17 protein-coding genes are annotated in these 22,121 nt (G+C 70.1%); 10 read left to right on the plus strand and 7 right to left on the minus strand.

What is annotated here, in order from left to right; translation table 11 throughout:
• From V6M37_RS08135 to V6M37_RS08145, 3 genes are all read right to left on the minus strand, one after another.
• Positions 1 to 944: cation:proton antiporter domain-containing protein (locus tag V6M37_RS08135; protein ID WP_332672179.1), on the minus strand; the 944-nt coding region annotated here is incomplete at its 3' end.
• A 121-nt stretch (positions 945 to 1,065) separates the two neighbouring features.
• Entirely contained in the window at positions 1,066 to 2,880 is a 1,815-nt protein-coding gene (locus V6M37_RS08140; protein WP_332672180.1) for an ABCB family ABC transporter ATP-binding protein/permease, read from the minus strand.
• 346 nt (positions 2,881 to 3,226) lie between these two features.
• Positions 3,227 to 3,874, minus strand: coding sequence for a LysE family translocator (locus V6M37_RS08145; protein WP_332672181.1), 648 nt, complete (start codon positions 3,872 to 3,874; stop codon positions 3,227 to 3,229).
• Positions 3,875 to 4,235: 361 nt separating this feature from the next.
• Here V6M37_RS08145 and V6M37_RS08150 point away from each other — a divergent pair, with 361 nt between their 5' ends.
• From V6M37_RS08150 to V6M37_RS08190, 9 genes are all read left to right on the plus strand, one after another.
• Positions 4,236 to 4,949, plus strand: a complete 714-nt coding sequence (locus V6M37_RS08150; RefSeq protein WP_332672182.1) for a TetR/AcrR family transcriptional regulator — start codon at positions 4,236 to 4,238, stop codon at positions 4,947 to 4,949.
• Positions 4,950 to 5,098: 149 nt separating this feature from the next.
• A complete protein-coding gene (locus V6M37_RS08155; RefSeq protein ID WP_332672184.1) occupies positions 5,099 to 7,651 on the plus strand; it encodes an acyl-CoA dehydrogenase in 2,553 nt (850 codons plus the stop codon).
• Positions 7,603 to 8,883, plus strand: coding sequence for an acetyl-CoA C-acetyltransferase (locus V6M37_RS08160; RefSeq protein WP_332672185.1), 1,281 nt, complete (start codon positions 7,603 to 7,605; stop codon positions 8,881 to 8,883). The genes V6M37_RS08155 and V6M37_RS08160 overlap by 49 nt, the downstream gene beginning before the upstream one ends.
• A complete protein-coding gene (locus tag V6M37_RS08165) occupies positions 8,883 to 10,898 on the plus strand; it encodes a 3-hydroxyacyl-CoA dehydrogenase NAD-binding domain-containing protein (protein WP_332672186.1) in 2,016 nt (671 codons plus the stop codon). The genes V6M37_RS08160 and V6M37_RS08165 overlap by 1 nt, the downstream gene beginning before the upstream one ends.
• Positions 10,899 to 10,917: 19 nt before the next feature.
• Positions 10,918 to 11,325, plus strand: coding sequence for an acyl-CoA thioesterase (locus V6M37_RS08170; RefSeq protein WP_332672188.1), 408 nt, complete (start codon positions 10,918 to 10,920; stop codon positions 11,323 to 11,325).
• A gap of 92 nt (positions 11,326 to 11,417) precedes the next feature.
• The gene (locus V6M37_RS08175; RefSeq protein ID WP_332672190.1) at positions 11,418 to 12,689 is read left to right on the plus strand and encodes an OmpP1/FadL family transporter; all 1,272 of its coding nucleotides are present in this window, start codon (positions 11,418 to 11,420) and stop codon (positions 12,687 to 12,689) included.
• A 94-nt stretch (positions 12,690 to 12,783) separates the two neighbouring features.
• Positions 12,784 to 15,177, plus strand: a complete 2,394-nt coding sequence (locus V6M37_RS08180) for a 3-hydroxyacyl-CoA dehydrogenase/enoyl-CoA hydratase family protein (protein ID WP_332672192.1) — start codon at positions 12,784 to 12,786, stop codon at positions 15,175 to 15,177.
• Positions 15,178 to 15,253: 76 nt separating this feature from the next.
• Positions 15,254 to 16,453 (plus strand): acetyl-CoA C-acyltransferase, encoded by a 1,200-nt coding sequence (locus V6M37_RS08185; RefSeq protein ID WP_332672194.1) that lies wholly within the window; start codon positions 15,254 to 15,256, stop codon positions 16,451 to 16,453.
• Positions 16,454 to 16,542: 89 nt separating this feature from the next.
• Positions 16,543 to 17,343 carry an enoyl-CoA hydratase/isomerase family protein gene (locus tag V6M37_RS08190; RefSeq protein WP_332672196.1) on the plus strand — a complete coding sequence of 267 codons (801 nt, stop codon included), beginning with the start codon at positions 16,543 to 16,545 and terminating at the stop codon, positions 17,341 to 17,343.
• Between the two features lie 126 nt (positions 17,344 to 17,469).
• Here V6M37_RS08190 and aqpZ read toward each other — a convergent pair whose 3' ends face one another.
• Positions 17,470 to 18,162 carry an aquaporin Z gene (gene aqpZ / locus V6M37_RS08195; RefSeq protein ID WP_332672197.1) on the minus strand — a complete coding sequence of 231 codons (693 nt, stop codon included), beginning with the start codon at positions 18,160 to 18,162 and terminating at the stop codon, positions 17,470 to 17,472.
• 91 nt (positions 18,163 to 18,253) lie between these two features.
• Positions 18,254 to 19,183 (minus strand): pirin family protein, encoded by a 930-nt coding sequence (locus tag V6M37_RS08200; protein WP_332672199.1) that lies wholly within the window; start codon positions 19,181 to 19,183, stop codon positions 18,254 to 18,256.
• A 225-nt stretch (positions 19,184 to 19,408) separates the two neighbouring features.
• On the opposite strand from V6M37_RS08200, the gene wrbA reads away from it, so the two are divergent.
• A complete protein-coding gene (gene wrbA, locus V6M37_RS08205; protein ID WP_332672201.1) occupies positions 19,409 to 20,032 on the plus strand; it encodes an NAD(P)H:quinone oxidoreductase in 624 nt (207 codons plus the stop codon).
• Between the two features lie 85 nt (positions 20,033 to 20,117).
• Here the strand turns inward: wrbA and V6M37_RS08210 are convergent, their stop codons facing one another.
• A complete protein-coding gene (locus V6M37_RS08210; RefSeq protein ID WP_332672203.1) occupies positions 20,118 to 20,759 on the minus strand; it encodes a malonic semialdehyde reductase in 642 nt (213 codons plus the stop codon).
• Positions 20,760 to 21,211: 452 nt separating this feature from the next.
• Positions 21,212 to 21,985 carry a YdcF family protein gene (locus tag V6M37_RS08215; protein WP_332672205.1) on the minus strand — a complete coding sequence of 258 codons (774 nt, stop codon included), beginning with the start codon at positions 21,983 to 21,985 and terminating at the stop codon, positions 21,212 to 21,214.
• Positions 21,986 to 22,121 lie beyond the last annotated feature (136 nt).

Below are 22,121 nucleotides of genomic sequence, written 5' to 3' on the forward strand. Positions count from 1 at the left end.
ACCGAAACGGGCAGCAGCAGCGGCTCGGCGAGGATCGAGCTGACGTCGATCCCCATGCCGACCGACATGAAGAACAGACCCATCAAGAGGCCCTTGAACGGCTCGATCGTGACTTCGACCTCGTGGCGGAACTCGGTCTCGGCGATCAAGAGGCCCGCGAGCAGTGCGCCGAGTTCCATCGACAGGCCGGCGGCCTGCGTCAGCAGCGCGACGCCGAGCGCGGTCAGCAGCGTCAGCGCCATGAAGGATTCGGCCTGCCTGTTCGCGGCGATCTGGTGGAACATCGGCCGCACGACGCGACGGCCGATCAGGTAGATCGCCGCGACCGTCGCGACCCCCTTCGCCGCCGCGGTGCCGAGCAGGCCGAGGAAGCTGCCGCTGCCGTCCTGCGCGAGGATCGTCACCAGCACCAGCAGCGGCACGACCATCAGGTCCTGCAGCAGCAGCACCGCGAACGTGCGCTGGCCCAGCGGCGTGCCGAGCTCGCGCCGCTGCGACAGCAGCTGCATCACGACGGCGGTCGACGAGAAGCCGAGCACGAGGCCGAGCACGACCGACGATTCGAGCGCGTTGCCGAACGCGTAGGCGGTCGCGCCGATCACGAGCGCGGTGAGCGCGACCTGCAGCGTGCCGAGCCCGAACACCAGCCGGCGCATCGCCCACAGGCGGTCGACCGACATTTCGAGGCCGATCATGAACATCAGGAAGATCACGCCGAATTCGGCGAACACTTCGACGTCTTCGGCGCGCGAAAACGTCAGGTAGTTCAGCCACGGCGTCTCCGCCGTGAGCCGGCCGAGGCCGAACGGCCCGACGGCCATGCCGACCGCGAGAAAGCCCAGCACCGGGTTGATGCGGCGGTGTTGAAGCAGCGGAATCAGCACCCCGGCGAGGCCGAGAAACAGGATTACTTCGCGCAGGAAAGCGGGGGCGTGCGATTCCATCCGGCCGGGGACTCTACGTGAGGAATCCGCGAGTTTACCGGAATCCGGGATCATGCCGCGCGACACGGGCGCCGGGCGGGCTGCGGACCGACCTCGGTGCCGGGCGCGCTGGAATCCGCCTTCATCCCGCAGCCAGCGTTTCCTCGCCTTCCTGTTGTTGCAGCGCCCACATCCGCGCGTAGTCGCCGTCGCGCGCGAGAAGCTCTCCGTGCTTGCCGCGTTCGACGATGCGGCCCTGGTCGAGCACGATGATCTCGTCGGCGTTCATCACCGTCGACAGGCGGTGCGCGATGACGAGCGCGGTGCGGCCCGCGGCGGCGAGCTCCATCTGCGCCTGGATCGCCTTCTCGGTCTTCGAGTCGAGCGCCGATGTCGCCTCGTCGAAGATTAGGATCGCCGGGTTCTTCAGCAGCGCCCGCGCGATCGCGACGCGCTGCTTCTCGCCGCCCGAGAGCTTCAGCCCGCGCTCGCCGACGCGCGTCTCGTAACCGTCGGGCAGCCGCGCGATGAAGTCCGAAAGCTGTGCCGCGCGCGCGGCGGCCTCGACTTCTTCACGGCTCGCCACCGGCCGGCCGTACTGGATGTTGTAGAACACCGTGTCGTTGAACAGGACTGTGTCCTGCGGGACGATGCCGATCGCCGCGCGCAGGCTCGCCTGCGTGAGTGCGCGCAGATCGTGGCCATTGACGCGGATCGCGCCGCCCTGCACGTCGTAGAAGCGGTACAGCAGCCGCGCGAGCGTCGACTTTCCCGAGCCCGAATGGCCGACGACGGCGAGCGTGCGCCCGGCCGGAATCTCGAAATCGACGCCATGCAGGATCGGCCGCTTCGGATCGTACGCGAAGCGCACGGCCTCGAAGCGCACCGACGCCGGTCCCGCGGCGAGCGTCAGTGCGTCGGGCGCGTCGGCGATCTCGCGGTGCTGGTGCATCAGGCCGAACATGCGCTCGATGTCGGTCAGCGCCTGGCGCAGCTCGCGGTACAGCACGCCGAGGAAGTTCAGCGGGATGTAGAGCTGGATCAGGAAGGCGTTGACGAGGACGATGTCGCCGATCGTCATCTCGCCGCTCGCGACGCGCACCGTCGCCTGCCACATCATCGCCGTCACGCCGACCGCGATGATCGCCGCCTGGCCGACGTTCAGCGCCGACAGCGAGAACTGGTTCCTGACCTGCGCGTTCGCCCACTTCCGCATCTGCTCGTCGTAGCGGCGCGCCTCGAACTCCTCGTTGTTGAAGTACTTCACCGTCTCGAAGTTCAGCAGGCTGTCGATCGCGCGCGCCGACGCGGCCGAGTCGAGCTCGTTCGCGTGGCGGCGCAGCGCGGTGCGCCAGTTCGTGACCTTGACGGTGAACGCGATGTAGATCGTGAGCGTCGCGAGCGTGATCAGCGCGAACACCGCGTCGTACTCGACGAGCAGGATGCCGATCACGAGGCCGATCTCGATCAGCGTCGGGACGATCGAATACAGCGTGTAGCTGATCAGCGAGCCGATCGAACGCGTGCCGCGCTCGATGTCGCGCGTGAGCCCGCCGGTCTGGCGCTCGAGGTGGAAGCGCAGCGACAGCGCGTGCAGATGGCGGAACACGCGCAGCGCGATCTCGCGCACCGCCTGCTGCGTGACGCGCGAGAACACCAGTTCGCGCAGCTCGGTGAACAACGTCGTCGAAAAGCGCAGCGCCCCGTACGCGAGCAGCAGCGCCGCCGGGACTACGATGAACGCCTGCTCCTTCGTCAGCGACAGGCCGTCGACGAGGTGCTTGAAGATGATCGGCACCGTGACGTTCGCGCCTTTCGCCGCGACGAGGCAGACGAGCGCGAAGATCACGCGGCCCTTGTACGCCCAGATGTACGGAACGAGGCTCTTCAGGGTTTGCCAGTCATGGCGTTCGGTCGGCTCGGGGCCGGGCAGGGCGGTCGCGGGGGCTCGTCTCATAAGCGAATTCTACTGTACGGAAGACCGCGGGCGGCTCGCTCGCCGACGCGCGAGGCTTCGGAAGCCACGGATGTCGGACATCGCTGTGCTCAGTCCGACCTACGGTTCGGGGCCGCCGAGGGACCGATCCGGCGTGAGCGCAGGCGAAGGCCGACGCGGAACCTTCCGGGAGCCGTGAAATGTCGGACATCGCTTCGCTCAGCCCGACCTACGCGTGTGGGGTCGATGTCTCGTAGGTCGGCGTGAGGCGCAGGTGAAGGCCAACGCGCGGGTTCTGCCAGCCGCGACGCCGGAATAGCCCCCCGGTCCGGCCGCCGCCGTCACGTGCGCGGGCGCGGCGGCGCGGTCATCCCGCTTCCGGTCCGCCGCGCCCGCCCAACAGCAGATTCGCCGCGAGGCCGATGAAGATCACGCCGGACAGGCGGTCGAGCCACGGGCCGAGGCGCGGGCGGTGCGCGAGGAGCCGTCCGATGCTGCCCGCCGCGAGCGCGATCGCGCCGAAGACGACGACCGTCTGCGCCGCGAACGCCGCGCCGAGGACGAGCATCTGCCACGCCGCGGCGCCGGTCTCGGGCCGCGCGAACTGCGGCAGGAATGCGAGGAAGAACAGCGCGACTTTCGGATTCACCGCATTCGCGATGAAGCCGCGCGCGACGTAACGGCGCCACGGCAGCGCCGTCGCATCGCCGCGTCCGGCGGCGGCGATCCCGCCGCTCCTCAGCGCCTGCACACCGATCCAGACGAGGTACAGCGCGCCGGCGAGCTTCAGCGCGAAGAACGCGTTCGGCGACGCGGCGAGCAGCGCGCTGACGCCGAGCGCCGCCCACAGGGTGTGCGTGAAGCAGCCGAGCGCGCAACCAAGCGCGAGCCCGAAGCCGGCGGCGCGACCGCGCGCAAGGCTCTGGCCGAGCACCATCAGGTTGTCGGGCCCCGGCGCGAGGGTGATCGCGACCGAGATCGCGAGGAAGGCGAGCAGGCTGTCTAGGGGGAGCATCGCGGGATCGTGTCGGGGAGGGAGTCCGATTCTGTCGGCGCTCGGGGCGGGGCGTCAAACCATTCTCGACGTCGACGTCGATGTCGACGTCGGCGTCGCAGCGGTGCGCGGGCGGTCTTGCGCACCAGCGCCAGCACCCTTCCTATAACCGCCCCACGGCCGGGTGACAACGTTGACGGGGCGATCTCCGGCGCCCGCGATGCCCGACTCGAGCTGTCGACAGCCGGCGTCTCGAAGGCCCCGGGGGTTCGGCACGACCGCGGGCTCATCCAATCCCCGCAGGGCGCTCGCCCGGAAAAAAGACCTTGACACTCGATCGATCGAACATACGATTAAAACAACCGTTTGAATGGGTGGCCGCATGAGTGACGCGAGCCGTGCTTCCGTACCGGATACCCGCGACCGCCTTCTCGATGCGGCCGAAGCGCTGTTCGTCGAGCATGGGTTCGAGGGGACGTCGACCCGGATGATCACCGGCGCCGCCCGCGCGAATCTCGCCGCGGTCAATTACCACTTCGGCAGCAAGGACGCGCTGGTCCAGGAAGTGTTCCGCCGGCGCCTCGCGGAGCTGAACCGCCAGCGGCTCGCCGCGCTCGACCGGCTCGAAGCCGAAGCCAGCGGCGCGCCCGTCAGGCCGAGCGGCATCCTCGGCGCGTTTTTCGGCACCGCGCTGCAGCTCGCGGCCGACACCGAGCACGGCGGGCACACTTTCATGCGCCTGCTCGGGCGGACGAATACCGAACCGAACGCCTTCATCCGCCAGTTTCTCGCGGAGGAGTATGCGGGCGTCCTCGGGCGTTTCCTGCCGGCGCTCTACCGGGCGCTTCCGGACGTGCCGCGCGAGGAGATCCTGTGGCGCTTCCATTTCATGATGGGCGCGATGTCCTACGCGATCGCCGGCACGGACGGTCTGCAACTGTTCGCGGGCCGCTTCGACGACGCGGACCCGGCGCGGCTGATCCCGCGGCTGATGTCTTTCCTGCTCGGCGGACTGCGCGCGCCGCTCGCCGAATTCGGCGGTTTCCGGGACGAACGGGCCGGCGAGGGCGACGAGGGCGGGCTCGCGGCGGCGTGAGCGACCGGCGGGATGAGCGACCGGCGGGATGGGCGGGGCGCGCGCACGGCGGCTTCGGCCAAATGCCCGGGGGGTCGGGGAACTGCCGCGGCCGGTGGTGAACCGCCGCGGTGCCCGCACGCGGGCGGGTGCAAATCGAGGAGACGGAAATGGTCTGGTGGTTCGTCGCGCTTCTTCCCGTGCTCGCCGGCGCGCTCGCGTACCGGCGGGCCGCGTTTCCGGTCTGGGCCGCCGTCGGCTTCCTGTGGCTGGTGCTCGTCGGCGCGGCGGGCGGGTGGCCGACCGCCGCGACGCTCACCGTGCTCGTCCTCTACGCCGTCGCGGTCGGCGTCTTCCTGATCCGGCCGCTGCGCCGCGCGCTGGTCACCGCGCCGATCTTCCGTGCGTTCCGCGCCGCGTTGCCGTCGATGTCGCAGACCGAGAAGGATGCGCTCGAGGCCGGCACCGTGTGGTGGGAAGGCGAGCTTTTCGCCGGCAAACCGGACTGGTCAACGCTGCTCGCTTACCCGTGGCCGACGCTCACCGCCGAGGAGCGGTCGTTCCTCGACCACGAGACGGACGAGCTGTGCCGGCTCACCGACGACTGGGCGGCGACGCAGCGCCAGGACCTGTCGCCGGAAGTCTGGCAGTACATCAAGGACCGCGGCTTTCTCGGCATGATCATTCCGAAGGAGTACGGCGGCAAAGGCTTCTCGGCCTTCGCGCATTCGCAGGTGATCACGAAGCTGTCGACGCGCTCGTCGGCGCCGGCGGTGACGGTGATGGTGCCGAACTCGCTCGGGCCGGCGGAGCTGCTGCTGCATTACGGCACGCCCGAGCAGAAGGCGCATTACCTGCCGCGGCTCGCGGCGGGGCTCGAGATCCCGGCGTTCGCGCTGACGAGCCCGTGGGCGGGGTCGGACGCCGCGTCGATCCCCGACGCCGGCGTCGTGTGCAAGGGCGAATGGCAGGGCCGCGAAGTCCTCGGCATGCGCGTGAGCTTCGACAAGCGCTACATCACGCTCGCGCCGGTGTGCACCGTGTTCGGGCTCGCGTTCCGGCTGTACGACCCAGACCGCCTGCTCGGGAGCGAGCCGGACCTCGGCATCACCTGCGCGCTCGTGCCGGCCGACCACCCCGGCGTCGACATCGGCCGGCGGCATCTCCCGCTCAACGCGATCTGGATGAACGGGCCGGTGCGCGGCCGCGACGTGTTCATGCCGCTCGACTTCATCATCGGCGGCCCCGAAATGGCCGGGCAGGGCTGGCGGATGCTGATGGAGTGCCTCGCGGCGGGGCGCTCGATCTCGCTGCCGTCGTCGAACGCCGGGATGCAGAAGCTCACCGCCCGCGCGGTCGGCGCCTACGCACGCGTGCGCCACCAGTTCAAGACCGCGATCGGCCGCTTCGAGGGCGTCGAGGAGGCGCTGACGCGGATCGGCGCGAACACCTACCTGTCGGAAGCGGCGCGGGTGATGACCGCCGGCGCGGTCGACCTCGGCGAGAAGCCCGCGGTCGTCTCGGCGATCGTCAAGTACCACGTCACCGAGCGCGCGCGCCAGACCGTCAATGACGGCATGGACGTCGTCGGCGGCAAGGGGATCTGCCTCGGGCCGCAGAACTTCCTCGGCCGCGCGTACCAGCAGATCCCGATCGGCATCACGGTCGAGGGCGCGAACATCCTGACGCGCAGCCTGATCCTGTTCGGCCAGGGCGCGATCCGCTGCCACCCGTTCGTACTCGCCGAGATGAACGCGGCGCGGGGGAACGACCTCGCCCCGTTCGACCGCGCGTTCTGGGGGCACATCGGCTACACGGTGTCGAACGCGGTGCGCGCGTTCGTGATGGGGCTGACGGGCTCGCATTTCGTCACCGTGCCGGAGAACATCGCGCCCGAGACGCGGCGCTACTACCAGCAGCTCATGCGCTTCTCGGCGGCGTTCGCATTCCTCGCCGACCTCTCGATGGGCACGATGGGCGGCGCGCTGAAGCGCAAGGAAAAGCTCTCGGCACGGCTCGGCGACATCCTGTCGCTGATGTATCTCGCATCGGCGACGCTGAAGCGCTTCGAGGCCGAAGGGCGGCAGGCGGCGGACGCGCCGCTGATGCACTGGGCGATTTGGGACTGCATGTTCCGCGCGCAGAACGCGTTCGAAGGCGTGATCGCGAATTTCCCGAACCGCGTCGCCGCCGCGCTGCTGCGCCGGCTCGTCGTGTTCCCGCTCGGCCGGCCGTACGTCGTGCCGTCGGACGCGCTCGGCCACGAGGTCGCGACGCTCCTGATCGCGCCGTCGCCGACGCGCGACCGCCTGACCGCCGACGTCCATCTGCCGACGAATCTCGACGAGCCGCTCGGCGCGCTCGAAGCGGCGCTCGCGGCGACCGTCGCGGCGGAGCCCGTCGAGGCGAAGCTGAAGGCCGCGCAGAAGGACGGCCGCTTCGACCCGGGGCTGCTCGCCGACGGCGGCGTCGATGCGATCTGGCGGCGCGCACACGAGGCCGGCGTCATCGACGGCGCCGAACTCGCGCTCGTCGAGCGGCGCAACGCGCTGCGCGACAAGGTCATCGGCGTCGACGATTTTCCGTACGACTTCGGCCTGCGCGAGGCGCTCGCCGGCGTCGCCCCGAACGCGTCGCGGCCGCTCAGCGCGGTCGCGCGAGGAGCAGGTCAGGCATGGGTTCCGGCGTCTATATCATCGACGGCGCGCGCACGCCGTTCCTGAAAGCGCGCAACGCGCCCGGGCCGTTCGCGGCGTCCGACCTCGCGACCGCGGCCGGCATCGCGCTGCTCGGGCGGCAGACGTTCGCGCCGGACGAGCTCGACGAAGTGATCCTCGGCTGCGCGAGCCCGTCGCCCGACGAAGTCAATATCGGCCGCGTCGTCGCGTTGCGAATGGGCTGCGGCGACAAGGTGCCGGGCTGGACGGTGATGCGGAACTGCGCGTCCGGCATGCAGGCGCTCGATTCGGCGATCGCGAACATCCGCCTCGGGCGCTCCGGTCTCGTGCTCGCCGGCGGCGTCGACGCGCTGTCCCACGCGCCGCTGCTCCTTTCCGACGCGATGGTGCGCTGGCTGTCGGGCTGGTACGCGGCGAAGTCGGTCGGGCAGAAGGCCGCGCTGCTGCGGCGCTTCCGGCCCGGCTATCTCGCGCCGGTGATCGGCATCATGAAAGGGCTCACCGACCCCGTCGTCGGCGAGCTGATGGGCCAGACCGCCGAGAACCTCGCGTACCGCTTCGGCATCTCGCGCGCCGAGATGGACGGCTACGCGGTGCGCAGCCACCGTCGCGTCGCCGCGGCGCAGGACGCGGGCTTTTTAGAGGAGATCGTCCCGCTGGTCGCCCGCGACGGCACGCTGTACCAGGTCGACGACGGCGTGCGCCGCGATTCGTCGGTCGAGAGCCTTGCGAAGCTGAAGCCGTTCTTCGACCGCAAGTACGGCCGCGTCACCGCCGGCAACAGCTCGCAGGTCACCGACGGCGCCGCGTGGCTGATCCTCGCGTCGGAGGAGGTCGTGCGACAGCGCGGCCTCGCCCCGCTCGCGCGCATCGTCGACACCGAATGGGCGGCGCTTGACCCGGCGCAGATGGGGCTCGGTCCGGTCCATGCCACGACGCCGCTGCTCGCGCGCCACGGCCTCGGCCTGAACGATGTCGACGCGTGGGAGATCAACGAGGCGTTCGCGGCGCAGGTCATCGCGTGCCTGCGCGCATGGGACGATGCCGATTACTGCCGCGACGAACTCGGCCTCGCCGCGCCGCTCGGCCGGCTCGACGAGGACCGGCTCAACGTCGACGGCGGCGCGATCGCGCTCGGCCACCCGGTCGGCGCGAGCGGCGCGCGCATCGTGCTCCATCTCGCGCACCGCCTGCGGCGCGACCAGCTCGCCCGCGGCATCGCGAGCATCTGCATCGGCGGCGGCCAGGGCGGCGCGATGCTCGTGGAGGCCGCGTGATGCCCGCCGATTTCCGCCATCTGACCCTGGTCCGTAACGGCGACGCGGACGGCCTCGCGTGGCTGGTTCTCGACCGGCGCGACGCGTCGACGAACACGCTGTCGCGCGACGTCATCGACGAACTCGCGGCGGCGTTCGCCGCGCTCGAGGAAGCGCCGCCGCAGGGGCTCGTGATCGCGTCGGCCAAACCGGCCGGCTTCATCGCCGGCGCCGACATCGAGGAGTTCACGCGGATCGATTCGCCGGAGGGCGCGCGCCGGCTCGTCGGGCGCGGCTGGGAGCTCTTCGACTGGCTCGCGCGGCTGCCGTTTCCGACACTCGCGCTGATCCGCGGACACTGCATCGGCGGCGGGCTCGAACTCGCGCTCGCGTGCCGCTATCGCGTCGTCGTCGACGAGCCGGCGACCAAGCTCGCGCTGCCCGAAGTGATGCTCGGCATCGTCCCGGGCTGGGGCGGGATGAAGCGGCTCCCGGAGACGATCGGCGCGCCGGCGGCGCTCGATCTGATGCTGACCGGGAAAAGCGTCGACGCGCGGCGCGCGAAGCAGCTCGGCCTCGCCGACGAATGCGTGCCGCTGCGCGTCGCCGAGAACGCCGCGCGGATGCTAGTGAAGTCCGGCCAGCGGCGCCATAAGCCACCGTTCGTGCTGCGGCTGCTGAACGGCCCGCTGAAAGCGCTCGTCGCCGCCCGTGCGCGCAGGCAGCTCGCGAAGAAAGCGCCGCGCGAGCACTATCCGGCGCCGCACGCGATCCTGGAGATCTGGGAGAAGTTCGGCGGCAACGCGCTCGCGCTGCCCGCGGACCATCCGGCCTCGCTCGAAGCGATCTTTCGCTCGCCGACGGCGAAGAACCTGATCCGCGTGTTCTTTCTGCAGGAGCGGCTGAAGGGCTTCGGCAAACCGGACGGGGACGCCGCCGGCTTCGCGCCGCGCCACGTGCATGTCGTCGGTGCCGGCGTGATGGGCGGCGATATCGCCGCGCTGTGCGCCTGGACGGGGATGACGGTCACGCTGCAGGACCGCGGCGTCGCGCGCATCGCACCCGCGATCGCGCGCGCGGCGCAGTTCTTCGACCGCAAGGCGCGCGGCGACAAGGCGGCGAAGGCGCGGCAGGCGCGCTTCGCGCTCGACCGCCTGGTTCCCGACCCGGACGGCCACGGCCTCGCGCGCGCCGACGTCGTCATCGAGGCGATCTTCGAGAACCTCGACGCGAAGCGCGCGCTCTTCGCCGACATCGAGCGGCATGTGAAGCCCGGCGCGCTGCTCGCGACGAACACGTCGAGCCTGCGCATCGAGGACATCGCGACCGCGCTGTCGCACCCCGCGCGCCTCGTCGGCATCCACTTCTTCAACCCGGTCGCGAAGATGCCGCTCGTCGAGGTCGTCGCCGGCGCGGACTCCGACGAGCGCCTGCTCGGCCGCGCCGCCGTGTTCGCACGCCGGCTGGACAAGCTGCCGCTGCCGGTCAGGAGCGCACCGGGCTTCCTCGTCAATGCGGTGCTCGCGCCGTACATGTTCGAAGCGCTGCGCGCGGTCGAGGAGGGGATCGCGCCGGAAACGGTCGATGCGGCGCTCGTCGCGTTTGGCATGCCGGTCGGGCCGGTGGAACTCGTCGACACCGTCGGCCTCGACATCGCGCTCGCGGCCGGCCGCGCGCTCGCCGGCGAAGGGGTCGCACCGCCGCAACGGCTCGCCGCGCTCGTCGCCGCCGGCGATCTCGGCAAGAAGACCGGGCAGGGCTACTACCCGTGGGTCGATGGCAAGGTGCAGAAAGGCGCGGTCGGCGACGTGCCCGCGGGCCTCGCGGAGCGGATCGTCGCGCCGCTCCTCGCGGCCGCCCGCCGCTGCGTCGACGACGGGGTCGTCGCCGATGCCGACCTCGCCGACGCCGGCGTGATCTTCGGCACCGGTTTCGCGCCCTTCACCGGCGGGCCGCTGCATTACGTCGCGTCACAACGCGAAACGTCCGCCGCGCCGGTGCCCGCCGCCGGGGATGCTATCGTTCATGCCCGATGAAAGCGTGGAACGACAACGAATGAACGAAAACCCCGATTTACCGGTGAAATTGCCCGACAACCGCCAGCCGGCGCTACGCGTGATGCCGATGCCCGCCGACCTCAACCCGTCGGGCGACGTGTTCGGCGGCTGGATCATGTCGATGGTCGACATCGCCGGCGGCATCCCCGCCCACCGACGCACACGCGGACGCATCGCGACGGTCGCCGTCAACGCCTTCACGTTCAAGCAGCCGGTGTCGGTCGGCGACGTCGTGAGCTTCTACGCCGAAGTCGTCTCGGTCGGCCGCACGTCGATCACCGTCGACGTCGAGGTCTACGCCGAGCGCAACCCGGAAAACCCCGTCGTCGTGAAGGTGACGGAGGCGAAGCTAACCTACGTCGCGCTCGACGAACGCGGGCAAAAGCGGGTGATTCCCGCCGCGTGAGCTTTTCCGGGCCGGAACGCCGCCCGGATATTCGAAACGGCAGGCACGCGAGTGCCGAAGGTGGCAAAACCCTGAGCGAGGAGACGACAGGTATGCGTGGAACGATGACTGCGCGGCTGATTCCGGCGGCGCTGCTGACGATCGGGGCCGGGGGCGCGTCGGCGTCCGGCTTCCAGTTGCTCGAACAGAACGCCAGCGGCCTCGCCAATGCGTACGCCGGCTCGGCTGCCGTCGCCGAGAACGCGAGCACGATCTTCTTCAACCCCGCTGGAATGACGCAGTTGCAGACGCGTGAAGTGTCGTTCGGCGTCGCGGCGGTGCGGCCGAGCTTCGAGTTCAGGAACCGCGGCTCGCAAGCCGGGGCGCTCACCGGCGACGGCGACGACGCCGGCGGCTGGTCGGCCATCCCGAACGCTTACCTGTCGTGGGCGCTGAACAAGGATTTGTACGTCGGCGTCGGCCTTGGCGCGCCGTTCGGGCTGATCACCGACTACGACGAATCGTGGGTCGGCGGCGCGCAGTCGCTGAAGTTCGAGATCAAGACCTACAATATCAACCCGTCGATCGCGTACCGGGTCAATGACAAGGTGTCGATCGGCGGCGGGGTGAACTGGCAGCGGGCCGAGGCGGAGTACGAGCGGATCGCCGCCGTCGCACCGGGTCTGAGTACGACGTTCGCGACGCTCGATATCGACTCGGACGCGTGGGGCTGGAACATCGGCGCGCTCTTCACGCTATCGCCGGCAATGAAGGTCGGTTTGTCGTACCGCTCGAAGATCGAGCATGAGCTCGACGGCGACCTGAAACTGAAGGGCACGGCGGCGGGGCTGGCGCCCCCGACGACGAGCGGGAAGGCCGAGGCCGACGTCGAGTTGCCCGACACCTTCACCATCAGCGTTGTGCAGAAGCTCGACGATCGCTGGGAGATGCTCGGCGACCTCGCCTGGACCGGCTGGAGCAGCGTCGATTTCGTCGATATCGTCCGCACGTCCGGACCGCTCTCCGGCGTTACCGTGCAAACGCTCGCGCCCGACTTCAAGGACACGTGGCGCCTGGCGCTCGGCGCGAACTACCAGCTCAATGACGCGTGGAAGCTGAAGTTCGGTATCGCGCGGGATCAGTCACCGGTGAAGGACCGGCAGCGCCGGCTGGTCGCGCTCCCCGACCAGGACCGCACGTGGTTCACGTTCGGCGGCCAGTGGAAGACGACGAAGACGACAACGCTCGACCTCGGCGCGGCTTACCTGTACGTGCGCGACACGAAGATCGACAACAACCAGACCGCACAGGGTCGCGGCCGCGTCACCGGCGAATACGAGTCCGACGTCTGGATCCTCGGCGCGCAGTATTCGATGGCGTTCTGATTCCCGCGGCTTGTTCCGCTAAAACGATAACGGGATCGACGTCGAGCGCCGGCCGTGCGGCCGGCGACCGCGAGCCCGCAGGAGGAGAACCCGAATGAGCAAGCTGATCATCCGCAAGGTCGCAGTTCTCGGTGCCGGCGTCATGGGCGCGCAGATCGCCGCGCACTGCGCGAACGCCGACGTGCCGGTCGTGCTGTTCGACCTGCCGGCGAAGGACGGCAAGCCGAACGCGACGGTCGAGCGCGCAATCGGCGGCCTCGCGAAGCTCGACCCGGCCCCGCTCGCGACTTCGGCGCACGCCGCGCAGATCGACGCCGCGAACTACGGCGACGACCTCGAACGGCTGCGCGACTGCGACCTCGTCATCGAGGCGATCGCCGAGAAGCTCGAATGGAAGCGCGACCTGTACGCGAAGATCGTGCCGCACCTCGCGCCGGATGCGATCGTCGCGTCGAACACGTCGGGACTGTCCATCGCGACGCTCGTCGACGCGCTGCCCGAATCGCTGCGGTCGCGCTTTTGCGGCATGCATTTCTTCAACCCGCCGCGCTACATGGCGCTCGTCGAGCTGATCGCGGCGCCGGCGACCGACGCGGCGATGCTCGACGCGCTCGAAAGTTGGCTCGTGACGCGGCTCGGCAAGTCGATCGTGCGCGCGAAGGACACGCCGAACTTCGTCGCGAACCGGATCGGCGTGTTCTCGATCCTCGCGGTGATGCATCACACGGCGCGGCTCGGGCTCGGCTTCGACGAAGTCGATGCGCTGACCGGCCCGTTGATCGGCCGGCCGAAGAGCGCGACCTACCGCACCGCCGACGTCGTCGGCCTCGACACGCTCGCGCACGTCATCGACACGATGGGCGCGACGCTGCCGGACGACCCGTGGCACGGCTACTTCAAGCAGCCCGACTGGCTGCAGGCGCTGATCGCGAAGGGCGCGCTCGGGCAGAAGACGCGCGCGGGCATCTATCGCAAGGAAGGCAAGCAGATCCTCGTGCTCGACCCGAAGCGTGTCGACTACCGGCCGAGCGCCGGCGACGTCGTGTCGGAAGTCGCCGCGGTGCTGCAGACGAAGAACACCGCGGAGAAGTTCGCGTGGCTCGGCGCGAGCGGGCTGCCGGAAGCGCAGTTCCTGTGGGCGATCTTCCGCGACCTGTTCCATTACTGCGCGGTGCATCTCGAAGACATCGCCGACAACGCGCGCGACCTCGATCTGGCGATGCGCTGGGGCTTCGGCTGGACGCGCGGGCCGTTCGAAACCTGGCAGGCGGCCGGCTGGGCGGACGTCGCGAAGGCGATCCAGATGGACATCGACGCCGGTCGCGCGATGTCGAATGCGCCGCTTCCGGCGTGGGTGTTCCTGCGCGGCGGCGTGCATGAGGCCGGCGGCTCGTACGCGGTCGCCGAGAACGCGCTGACGCCGCGTCCGGCGCTGCCGGTCTACCGGCGCCAGCTCTACCCCGACGCGCTGCTCGGCGAAGCGCCGCCCGACCGCGGCGAGACACTGTGGGAGAACGGCGGCGCGGCGGACGGGGTGCGGCTGTGGATGCGGCCCGACATCGATCCCCGCATCGGCATCCTGTCGTTCAAGGCGAAGCTGCACGCGATCGGCGACGAAGTCATCGACGGCATGCTGGAGGCGATCGCGCGCGCCGAACGCGACCTCGACGGCGTCGTGCTGTGGCACGAGGCGCCGTTCGCGATCGGCGCGAACCTGCAGCAGGTCGCCGAAGCCTGCAGAGCCGGGCAGTTCGCGTTGCTCGACGGCAAGGTCGCGAAGTTCCAGCAGGTGTCGATGGCGATCCGCCACGCGCAGGTGCCGGTCGTCGCCGCGGTGCAGGGGATGGCGCTCGGCGGCGGTTGCGAGTTCGCGATGCACGCGGCGCACCGCGTGATGGCGCTCGAGAGTTACGCCGGCCTCGTCGAAGCCGGCGTCGGCCTGATCCCGGCCGGCGGCGGCAGCAAGGCGTTCGCCGTCCAGGCGCACCGCCTCGCACAGCGCGCCGCCGGGCACGATGTGTTCCCGTTCATCCAGCAGAGTTTCCAGACGATCGCGATGGCGATCGTCGCGAAAAGCGCGCTCGAAGCGGTCGAGCTCGGCTTCGCGCAGCCGTCCGACGACGTCGTGTTCCACGCGCACGAGATCCTCTACGTCGCGCTCCGCCGCGCGCGCGCGATCGCCGAAGCCGGCTGGCGCCCGCCGGCGGTCGAGCGCGCGGTGACCGTCGCCGGGCGCAACGGCATCGCGACCTGCGAGCTGATGCTCGTGAACATGGCCGCAGGCGGCTTCATCTCGGAACACGACTACAAGGTCGCGAAAGCCGCCGCGACCGCGCTGTGCGGCGGCGAAGTCGAAACGAACACGCATGTGCCCGAGCAGTGGATCCTCGACGTCGAGCGTGCGCTCTTCGTCGAGCTGCTGAAGACCGAAAAAACCCAGCAGCGCATCGCCCACCTGCTTGAAACCGGCAAGCCGCTGCGCAATTGAGGACGCCGCGTGCGCGACGGGCACCGCTGAAGCGATTCCCCACACCCCGGCGCGTCAGAACATCGAGGAGCTTGAAATGACGAGACAGATCCAGGACGCCTATATCGTCGCCGCGACGCGCACGCCGGTCGGCAAGCGCAAGGGCATGTTCGGGCAGGTGCGGCCCGACGACCTGCTGGCGCACGTGCTGTCGGCGCTTGTCGCGAAAGTGCCGGGGCTCGACCGCGGCGAGATCGCGGACGTCATCGTTGGCTGCGCGATGCCGGAAGCCGAGCAGGGGATGAACGTCGCGCGCATCGGGCTGCTGTTGGCCGGGCTGCCGGATTCGGTGCCGGGGGTCACGATCAACCGCTTCTGCGCGTCCGGGCTGCAGGCGGTGGCGGACGCCGCGGCGCGGATCCGGCTCGGCGAAGCCGACGTCGTCATCGCCGCCGGCACCGAGTCGATGAGTGTGATGCCGCAGATCATGGGCAACAAGGTCAGCCTGAATCCGGTGATCTTCGCCCACCGCGACCACGTCGGCATCGCATTCGGCATGGGCCTGACCGCCGAGAAGGTCGCGCAGCAGTGGAAGGTGAGCCGCGAGGACCAGGACGCGTTCGCGCTCGCTTCGAACCAGCGCGCGAGCGCGGCGATCGCCGCCGGCCGCTTCCGCGCCGAGATCACGCCGTACACGGTGCGCACGCATCTGCCCGGGGACGGCGGCACGGTGCGCGTCGTCGAACGCGTCTGCGACACCGACGAAGGGCCGCGGCGCGACGCGACGCTCGACGCGCTCGCGAAGCTGAAGCCCGTGTTCGCCGCGCGCGGCTCGGTGACGGCCGGCAACAGCTCGCAGATGTCCGATGGTGCCGGAGCGGTGCTGCTGATGAGCGAGGCGGCGGTAAAGCGCTCGGGGGCGACGCCGCTCGCGCGCTTCGTCAGCTATTCGGTCGCCGGCGTCCCGCCGCAGGTGATGGGCATCGGCCCGATCGAGGCAATTCCGCGCGCGCTGCAGGCGGGCGGGGTCGCGCTCGCCGATGTGGGCTGGATCGAATTGAACGAGGCGTTCGCCGCGCAGTCGCTCGCGGTGATGCGCCAGCTCGGGCTCGATCCGGCGAAGGTCAATCCGTTCGGCGGCGCGATCGCGCTCGGCCATCCGCTCGGCGCGACCGGCGCGATCCGCACGGCGACGATCGTCAGCGCGATGCAGCGCGACCCGCGCCTGCGCTACGCGATGGTGACGATGTGCGTCGGCACCGGCATGGGCGCGGCCGGCCTCTTCGAGCGGGTGTAGCTCTCGGCGCGGCTTTTCGCATAACCTCCCGCATCGCCCATTGACCCGCGTCGCGCTTCGCGCGACCGCCCGACCGGAGATCGCCCCGAATGGCCAACACCGTACTGCTCGAAGTCTCGAACGGCGTCGCGACCGTGACGCTGAACCGCCCGGCGCAGCTCAACGCGTTCTCGATCGAGATGATGGAGGACCTGCTCGAAACCGTGCGCGATTTGCGCGAGCGCGACGGCGTCGAGATCGTCGTCCTCACCGGCGCGGGCGAGCACTTCATGGCCGGCGGCGACCTGAAGGATTTCGCGACCCAGTTCCACCTCACGCCGCAGGCGCGGCTCGTGACTTTCCGCGCGCTGATCGAGGAACGCGTCAACGCGTCGGTCGAGATCCTGCAGTCGCTGTCGCAGCCCGTCATCGCGAAAGTGCGCGGCGCCTGCGCCGGTTTCGGGCTGTCGCTGATGCTCGGCTGCGACCTCGCGCTCGCGGCCGACAGCGCGAAGTTCACGACCGCCTATTCGTCGATCGGCCTGCCCGCCGACGGCGGCATGTCGTTCTTCCTGCCGCGCGCGGTGGGCCACCGCAAGGCGATGGAGCTGCTGCTGCTCGCCGAGCGCTTCGACGCCGCCGAAGCGCTGCGGCTCGGCCTCATCAACCGCGCGCTGCCCGCGGGCGATCTCGACGCCGAAACCGACAAGCTCGTCGCGCGCCTGCAGGCCGGCCCGCGCCACGCCTACGGCGAAATCAAGCGCCTGCTCGCGTCGTCGTTCGACATGCGGATCGAATCCCAGCTGCAGAGCGAGGCCGAAGCCTTCGCCCGCTGCAGCGCGACCGGCGATTTCGTCGAAGGCATCAACGCCTTCCTCGAAAAGCGCAAGCCGGGCTTTCGCGGCGCCTGAAAGCGCCGCGCTCGGGTACTCGCGCGCCGACGAGCAGCCGCTCAGCCATATCGCGCAGCCGCTCGCCCCGTGCGACCGTCAGCCCGCGTCGCCGCCGGCGGCGGTCGCGTCGGGTTTGGACGTCGCCTACGACGGCTCGCCGCTGATGACGAAACGGTAGATCGCGGCGCCGATCATGGCGCCGAAAATCGGCGCGAGCCAGAATAGCCACAGCTGCGCCGTCGCCCAGTCGCCGACGTAGAGCGCGACGCCCGTGCTGCGCGCCGGGTTCACCGAGGTGTTCGTCACCGGAATGCTGATCAGGTGGATCAGGGTCAGGCCGAGGCCGATGGCCAGCGGCGCGAGACCTTGCGGGGCGCGTCGGTCGGTCGCGCCGAGGATGATGATCAGGAACATCATCGTCATGACGACTTCGCAGATCACGGCTGCCTGGAGCGAGTACTTGCCGGGCGAGTGGGGGCCGTAACCGTTTGCGGCGAAACCGGCCGCCACGTCGAAGCCGGCCTTGCCGCTGGCGATGAGATAGAGCACGCCGCCCGCGAGGATGCCGCCGACGACCTGCGCGGCGATATAGGGCAGCAACTGATTCGCGGGGAAGCGGCCGCCGGCCCAGAGTCCGATCGAAACGGCCGGATTGAGGTGGCAGCCGGAGATGTGCCCGATGGCGTAGGCCATCGTGAGGACGGTCAGGCCGAAGGCGAGTGACACCCCGAGCAGGCCGATCCCCACGTCGGGAAAGGCTGCCGCGAGCACCGCGCTTCCGCAGCCCCCGAGGACGAGCCAGAAAGTTCCGAACAACTCCGCCGCATACTTGTTCATGTTTCGTCTCCTTCGACAGTCCCGACGTCGATGAGGCGTCGATTCGGCGCGCCGGGCTCGCGCGTGCCCGGACCGCCCGGCGCGCACGCGCTCACGGGTACTGGACCGGCGGCGGGCGATTTTCCGGCAGCGGGATGAACTCGGTCTCGCCGGGCACCGGCGCGAAGCGTCCGGCCTGCCAGTCGGCCTTCGCCTGCTCGATCCGTTCGCGCGAACTCGACACGAAGTTCCACCAGACATGCCGCGGACCGTCGAGCGGTTCGCCGCCGAGCAGCATCAGCCGCGTCGCGGTCGTCGCGGTGAGGACGACGTCGGCGCCGCGGCGGAACACGAGCAGGCGCCCGGCCGGATGGGCGACGCCGTCGATCTCGACCGCGCCGCTGACGAGATACGCCGCGCGCTCCTCATGCTCCGGCGGCACTTGCAGGCGGGCCGGCGGAACGAGCGTGACGTCGGCGTAGAACAGCGGCGAGCGCGTCGCGACCGGCGACTGCGCGCCGAACGCGCTGCCGGCGATCACGCGGATGCCGACGCCGGGTTCGTCGAGGACCGGCAGTTCGGCCGCGCCGTGGTGCACGAACGCCGGCTCGCTCTCCTCGTCGCGCGCTGGCAGGCCGACCCACGCCTGCAGGCCGGCGACATGCGGTCCGGCCGGCCGCAGCGCGGGCGGCGTCCGTTCGGAATGCGCGATGCCCTTGCCCGCGTGCATCCAGTTCAGTTCGCCGCTGCGGATCGGCTGCACGCTGCCGAGGCTGTCGCGGTGCAGGATTTCGCCGTCGAAGAGGTAGGTCACCGTCGCGAGCCCGATGTGCGGGTGCGGGCGCACGTCGAGCCCGTCGCCGGCCGCGAGCTGCACCGGGCCCATCTGGTCGAGGAACACGAACGGCCCGACCATGCGCCGCTGCGCGGCGGGCAGCGCGCGCATCACCTTGAAGCCGCCGCCGAGGTCGCTCGTCCGCGGAACGACCGTGGTCTCGACTGCGGCCTCATCGGGCCTTCCCGACTGCACGTTCTCGCTCATCAATGCTCCCCGAAATGTCGCTGCACCCCGGCGCCCGGCGACGCGGCCGATCCGCATTGCCGCGCTCCTGCTAGTCGTTATAGAAGACCCGCGTCGACGCTGCGCGCCGGCACTCATCCCCCCGGCCGGGCGCCGGCGGTTGAAGGTGCGGAGCCCGTTGACTAGGCTGCCCTATCGGCCGCGCCGCCCGGCACATTCCGACTGCATCGAGTGGAGAGCCATGGCATGAAGGTACAGGTGATTTTCTACAGCATGTACGGCCACATCCATTGCATGGCCGAGGCGGTCGCCGAGGGGGCGCGAAGCGTCGCCGGCGCCGAGGTCGGCGTGTTCCGCGTGCCGGAGCTCGTGCCCGATGAGGTGCTCGAGAAGTCCGGCGCGAAAGCGGCGCAGCAGGCGTTCGCGCATGTCCCGATCGCGAAGGTCGAGCACCTGCCGGATGCGGACGCGCTCATCTTCGGCACGCCGACGCGCTTCGGCAACATGTGCGCGCAGATGCGCAACTTCCTCGACCAGACCGGCGGGCTGTGGCTGAAAGGCAGCCTTGTCGGCAAGGTCGGCAGCGTATTCACGAGCACCGCGACGCAGCACGGCGGTCAGGAGAGCACGGTGCTGTCGACGCACATCACGCTGCTGCACCAGGGCCTGATCCTCGTCGGCCTGCCTTACAGCGAGCAGCGCCAGATGCAGATGGATCAGATCCTCGGCGGTTCGCCGTACGGCGCCGCGACGATCGCCGGCGGCGACGGCAGCCGCATGCCGAGCGAACTCGAACTCGGGATGGCGAAATTCCAGGGCCGGCACGTCGCCGAGATCACGGCCGCGCTGGTGCGCGGGCGGCAGGGCTGACGCCGCCGCAGACGTCCCGGGAAGAGGCCGGACGCGCGGGCCGGGCGACGCTGCGGCGGCCCGCTTCCGCCGCCGGGCTCGGTGCTCAGAGCAGCTTGCACGCCTCGTCGAAGTCGAGCCTCGGGCTGCGCGGGAAGAGCTTCGCCGAGTCGCCGTAGCCGAGGTTGCACAGGAAGTTCGTCTTCACGTGGCTGTCGGGGAAGTACTCCTGGTTGAACTCGCCGCCTTCGACCGTGTGTCGGGGCGCCGGGAAGAATTCGTGGTCGACCTTCGCCTGGTCGAAGCCCGACATCGGCCCGCAGTCGAGGCCGACCGCGCGCGCGGCCATGATGAAGTAGGCGCCTTGCAACGAGCTGTTGCGCTTCGCGGTCGTCTCCGCGAGCTCCGGCGTGTCGGCGAACCACGACCGCGCGTCCGCGTGCGGGAAGAGCTTCGGCAGCAGCTCGTAGAACTTCCCGTCGTAGCCGATGATCGCGGTCACCGGCGCGTGCAGCGTCTTCTCGACGTTGCCCGGTGCGAGCGCGGGGATCAGCCGGTTCTTCGCCTCGGGCGTGCGCAGGAACAGGATGCGCGCCGGGCAGCAGTTCGCGCTCGTCGGACCCCATTTCATCAGGTCGTACAGCTCGAGCAGCGTCTCGTCGCTGACCGGCCTGTCGAGCCAGACGTTATGCGTGCGTGCTTCGCGGAACAGCAGGTTGCGTCCTTCTTCGCTCAATGCGGCGCTCATTGTTCTCTCCTGGAGTCGGTTGTCCCGCGCGCGGGCGCCGGTCCGCGTCGTCGCCGGGGTCGGCGGGAAGCGGGGCGCGACTGCGCTCGTCTGTCCGGCCGGCGTTCGCCGCCGGCCTTGAGGTGATCATAGACGCCGGCACGCCGCGAGACACCCGCGCGACTGAGCCAGCGCTGCGTTGTGGCCGCAGGTCACCGCGACGCGCCGAACCATTTCATTTCCCGGCGTCCCGACAACTCGTTGTGGCGCAGCACCTACGCGGTCGGCGTCCGATCGTGGCCGGCGGTGCCGCCCCGGTCGGAACACATGCCCGCGCGCCCGCGGCCTCGCGAAGCCCGCCTCCACCTGATCATAGACGTCGTCGCCGCGCCGAATACCCACGGCGGCCGGCACGATCTCGCGTGTCAGCGTGTCAGCGTGTCAGCGTGTCAGCGTGTCAGCGTGTCAGCGTGTCAGCGTGTCAGCCGCGCGGCGAGCAGCCCGAGCCACTCGTGGACCGCGTACCAGCCGGCGTAGGCCGACGAGGCGCTCGGCAGCGCGGTCAGCACCTGGTCGCTGGTGTCGAGTCTGCCGAGCCACGCGGTCGGCGCGGCGACGACTTCGATGCCCTGCGCTTCGAATTCGGCGCGCGTGCGCGGCATGTGCGCCGCGTGCGTGACGAGCAGGACCCGCCGCGCGCCGGCGGCCTTCAACATCGGCGCGGAGAACTCGGCGTTCTGCCGCGTGTCGAGCGAGCCGGTCTCGGCCCAGCGCACCGGCACGCCGAAGTCGGTTTCGAGCGTGCGCTTCATCAGCTCGGCCTCGGGCAGTTCGCCGGTCGGTGCGCCGCCGCTGACGAGCACCGGCAGGCCGGTGTCGCGCGCGAGCCGCGCGCCGTAGCGCAGGCGTTCGAGCGCGAGCCGGTTGACGGTCTCGCCGCCGAACTCGGGCGCGAAGCGGCGCTTGCCGGCGCCGACGATGACGATCGCGTCGGCGCTGCGCGCCGCGGTCGCGGCGAGCGGCGGATCGGCTTCGAGTCCGGCAAGCATCCAGCCGACGCTCGCCGGCCAGACGAGGAACAGCGCGGTCGCGAGTCCGATCCACGCCAGCGCGAGTCCGGCGCGCCGCCGCCGTGACGCGATGACGAGGCCGAGCGCGATCAGCAGCAGCGGCGCGAGCGGCGGCTGCAAGAATGCGGAGACGAGCTTTTTCAGCCAGAACAGCAGCGGCGCGAGATCGGGCGGCATCGGCGTTTGTCGCGATGTTTGTCGCGTGAACAGGGGGCCAGTATTATCCGCGACATTCCAACCGCCGCGGCTTTCCGCCCCGCCCGTTTCCCCGTCATGCCCGACCCTCGCTATGGCCTCGCCTCGCCGTGCCTGC

It is taken from the genome of Aromatoleum sp. (assembly GCF_036675785.1).
Lineage (GTDB): Bacteria > Pseudomonadota > Gammaproteobacteria > Burkholderiales > Rhodocyclaceae > Aromatoleum.

What these genes read in the sequence shown, in the direction of transcription:
- V6M37_RS08200 (WP_332672199.1), bottom strand. Translation starts at nt 19,183, where the DNA reads ATGAGCGAGAACGTGCAGTCGGGAAGGCCCGATGAGGCCGCAGTCGAG.
- V6M37_RS08180 (WP_332672192.1), top strand. Translation starts at nt 12,784, where the DNA reads ATGAGCAAGCTGATCATCCGCAAGGTCGCAGTTCTCGGTGCCGGCGTC.
- V6M37_RS08160 (WP_332672185.1), top strand. Translation starts at nt 7,603, where the DNA reads ATGGGTTCCGGCGTCTATATCATCGACGGCGCGCGCACGCCGTTCCTG.
- V6M37_RS08185 (WP_332672194.1), top strand. Translation starts at nt 15,254, where the DNA reads ATGACGAGACAGATCCAGGACGCCTATATCGTCGCCGCGACGCGCACG.
- V6M37_RS08210 (WP_332672203.1), bottom strand. Translation starts at nt 20,759, where the DNA reads ATGAGCGCCGCATTGAGCGAAGAAGGACGCAACCTGCTGTTCCGCGAA.
- V6M37_RS08150 (WP_332672182.1), top strand. Translation starts at nt 4,236, where the DNA reads ATGAGTGACGCGAGCCGTGCTTCCGTACCGGATACCCGCGACCGCCTT.
- V6M37_RS08140 (WP_332672180.1), bottom strand. Translation starts at nt 2,880, where the DNA reads ATGAGACGAGCCCCCGCGACCGCCCTGCCCGGCCCCGAGCCGACCGAA.
- V6M37_RS08170 (WP_332672188.1), top strand. Translation starts at nt 10,918, where the DNA reads ATGAACGAAAACCCCGATTTACCGGTGAAATTGCCCGACAACCGCCAG.
- V6M37_RS08190 (WP_332672196.1), top strand. Translation starts at nt 16,543, where the DNA reads ATGGCCAACACCGTACTGCTCGAAGTCTCGAACGGCGTCGCGACCGTG.
- aqpZ (WP_332672197.1), bottom strand. Translation starts at nt 18,162, where the DNA reads ATGAACAAGTATGCGGCGGAGTTGTTCGGAACTTTCTGGCTCGTCCTC.
- wrbA (WP_332672201.1), top strand. Translation starts at nt 19,409, where the DNA reads ATGAAGGTACAGGTGATTTTCTACAGCATGTACGGCCACATCCATTGC.
- V6M37_RS08175 (WP_332672190.1), top strand. Translation starts at nt 11,418, where the DNA reads ATGCGTGGAACGATGACTGCGCGGCTGATTCCGGCGGCGCTGCTGACG.
- V6M37_RS08165 (WP_332672186.1), top strand. Translation starts at nt 8,883, where the DNA reads ATGCCCGCCGATTTCCGCCATCTGACCCTGGTCCGTAACGGCGACGCG.
- V6M37_RS08145 (WP_332672181.1), bottom strand. Translation starts at nt 3,874, where the DNA reads ATGCTCCCCCTAGACAGCCTGCTCGCCTTCCTCGCGATCTCGGTCGCG.
- V6M37_RS08215 (WP_332672205.1), bottom strand. Translation starts at nt 21,985, where the DNA reads ATGCCGCCCGATCTCGCGCCGCTGCTGTTCTGGCTGAAAAAGCTCGTC.
- V6M37_RS08155 (WP_332672184.1), top strand. Translation starts at nt 5,099, where the DNA reads ATGGTCTGGTGGTTCGTCGCGCTTCTTCCCGTGCTCGCCGGCGCGCTC.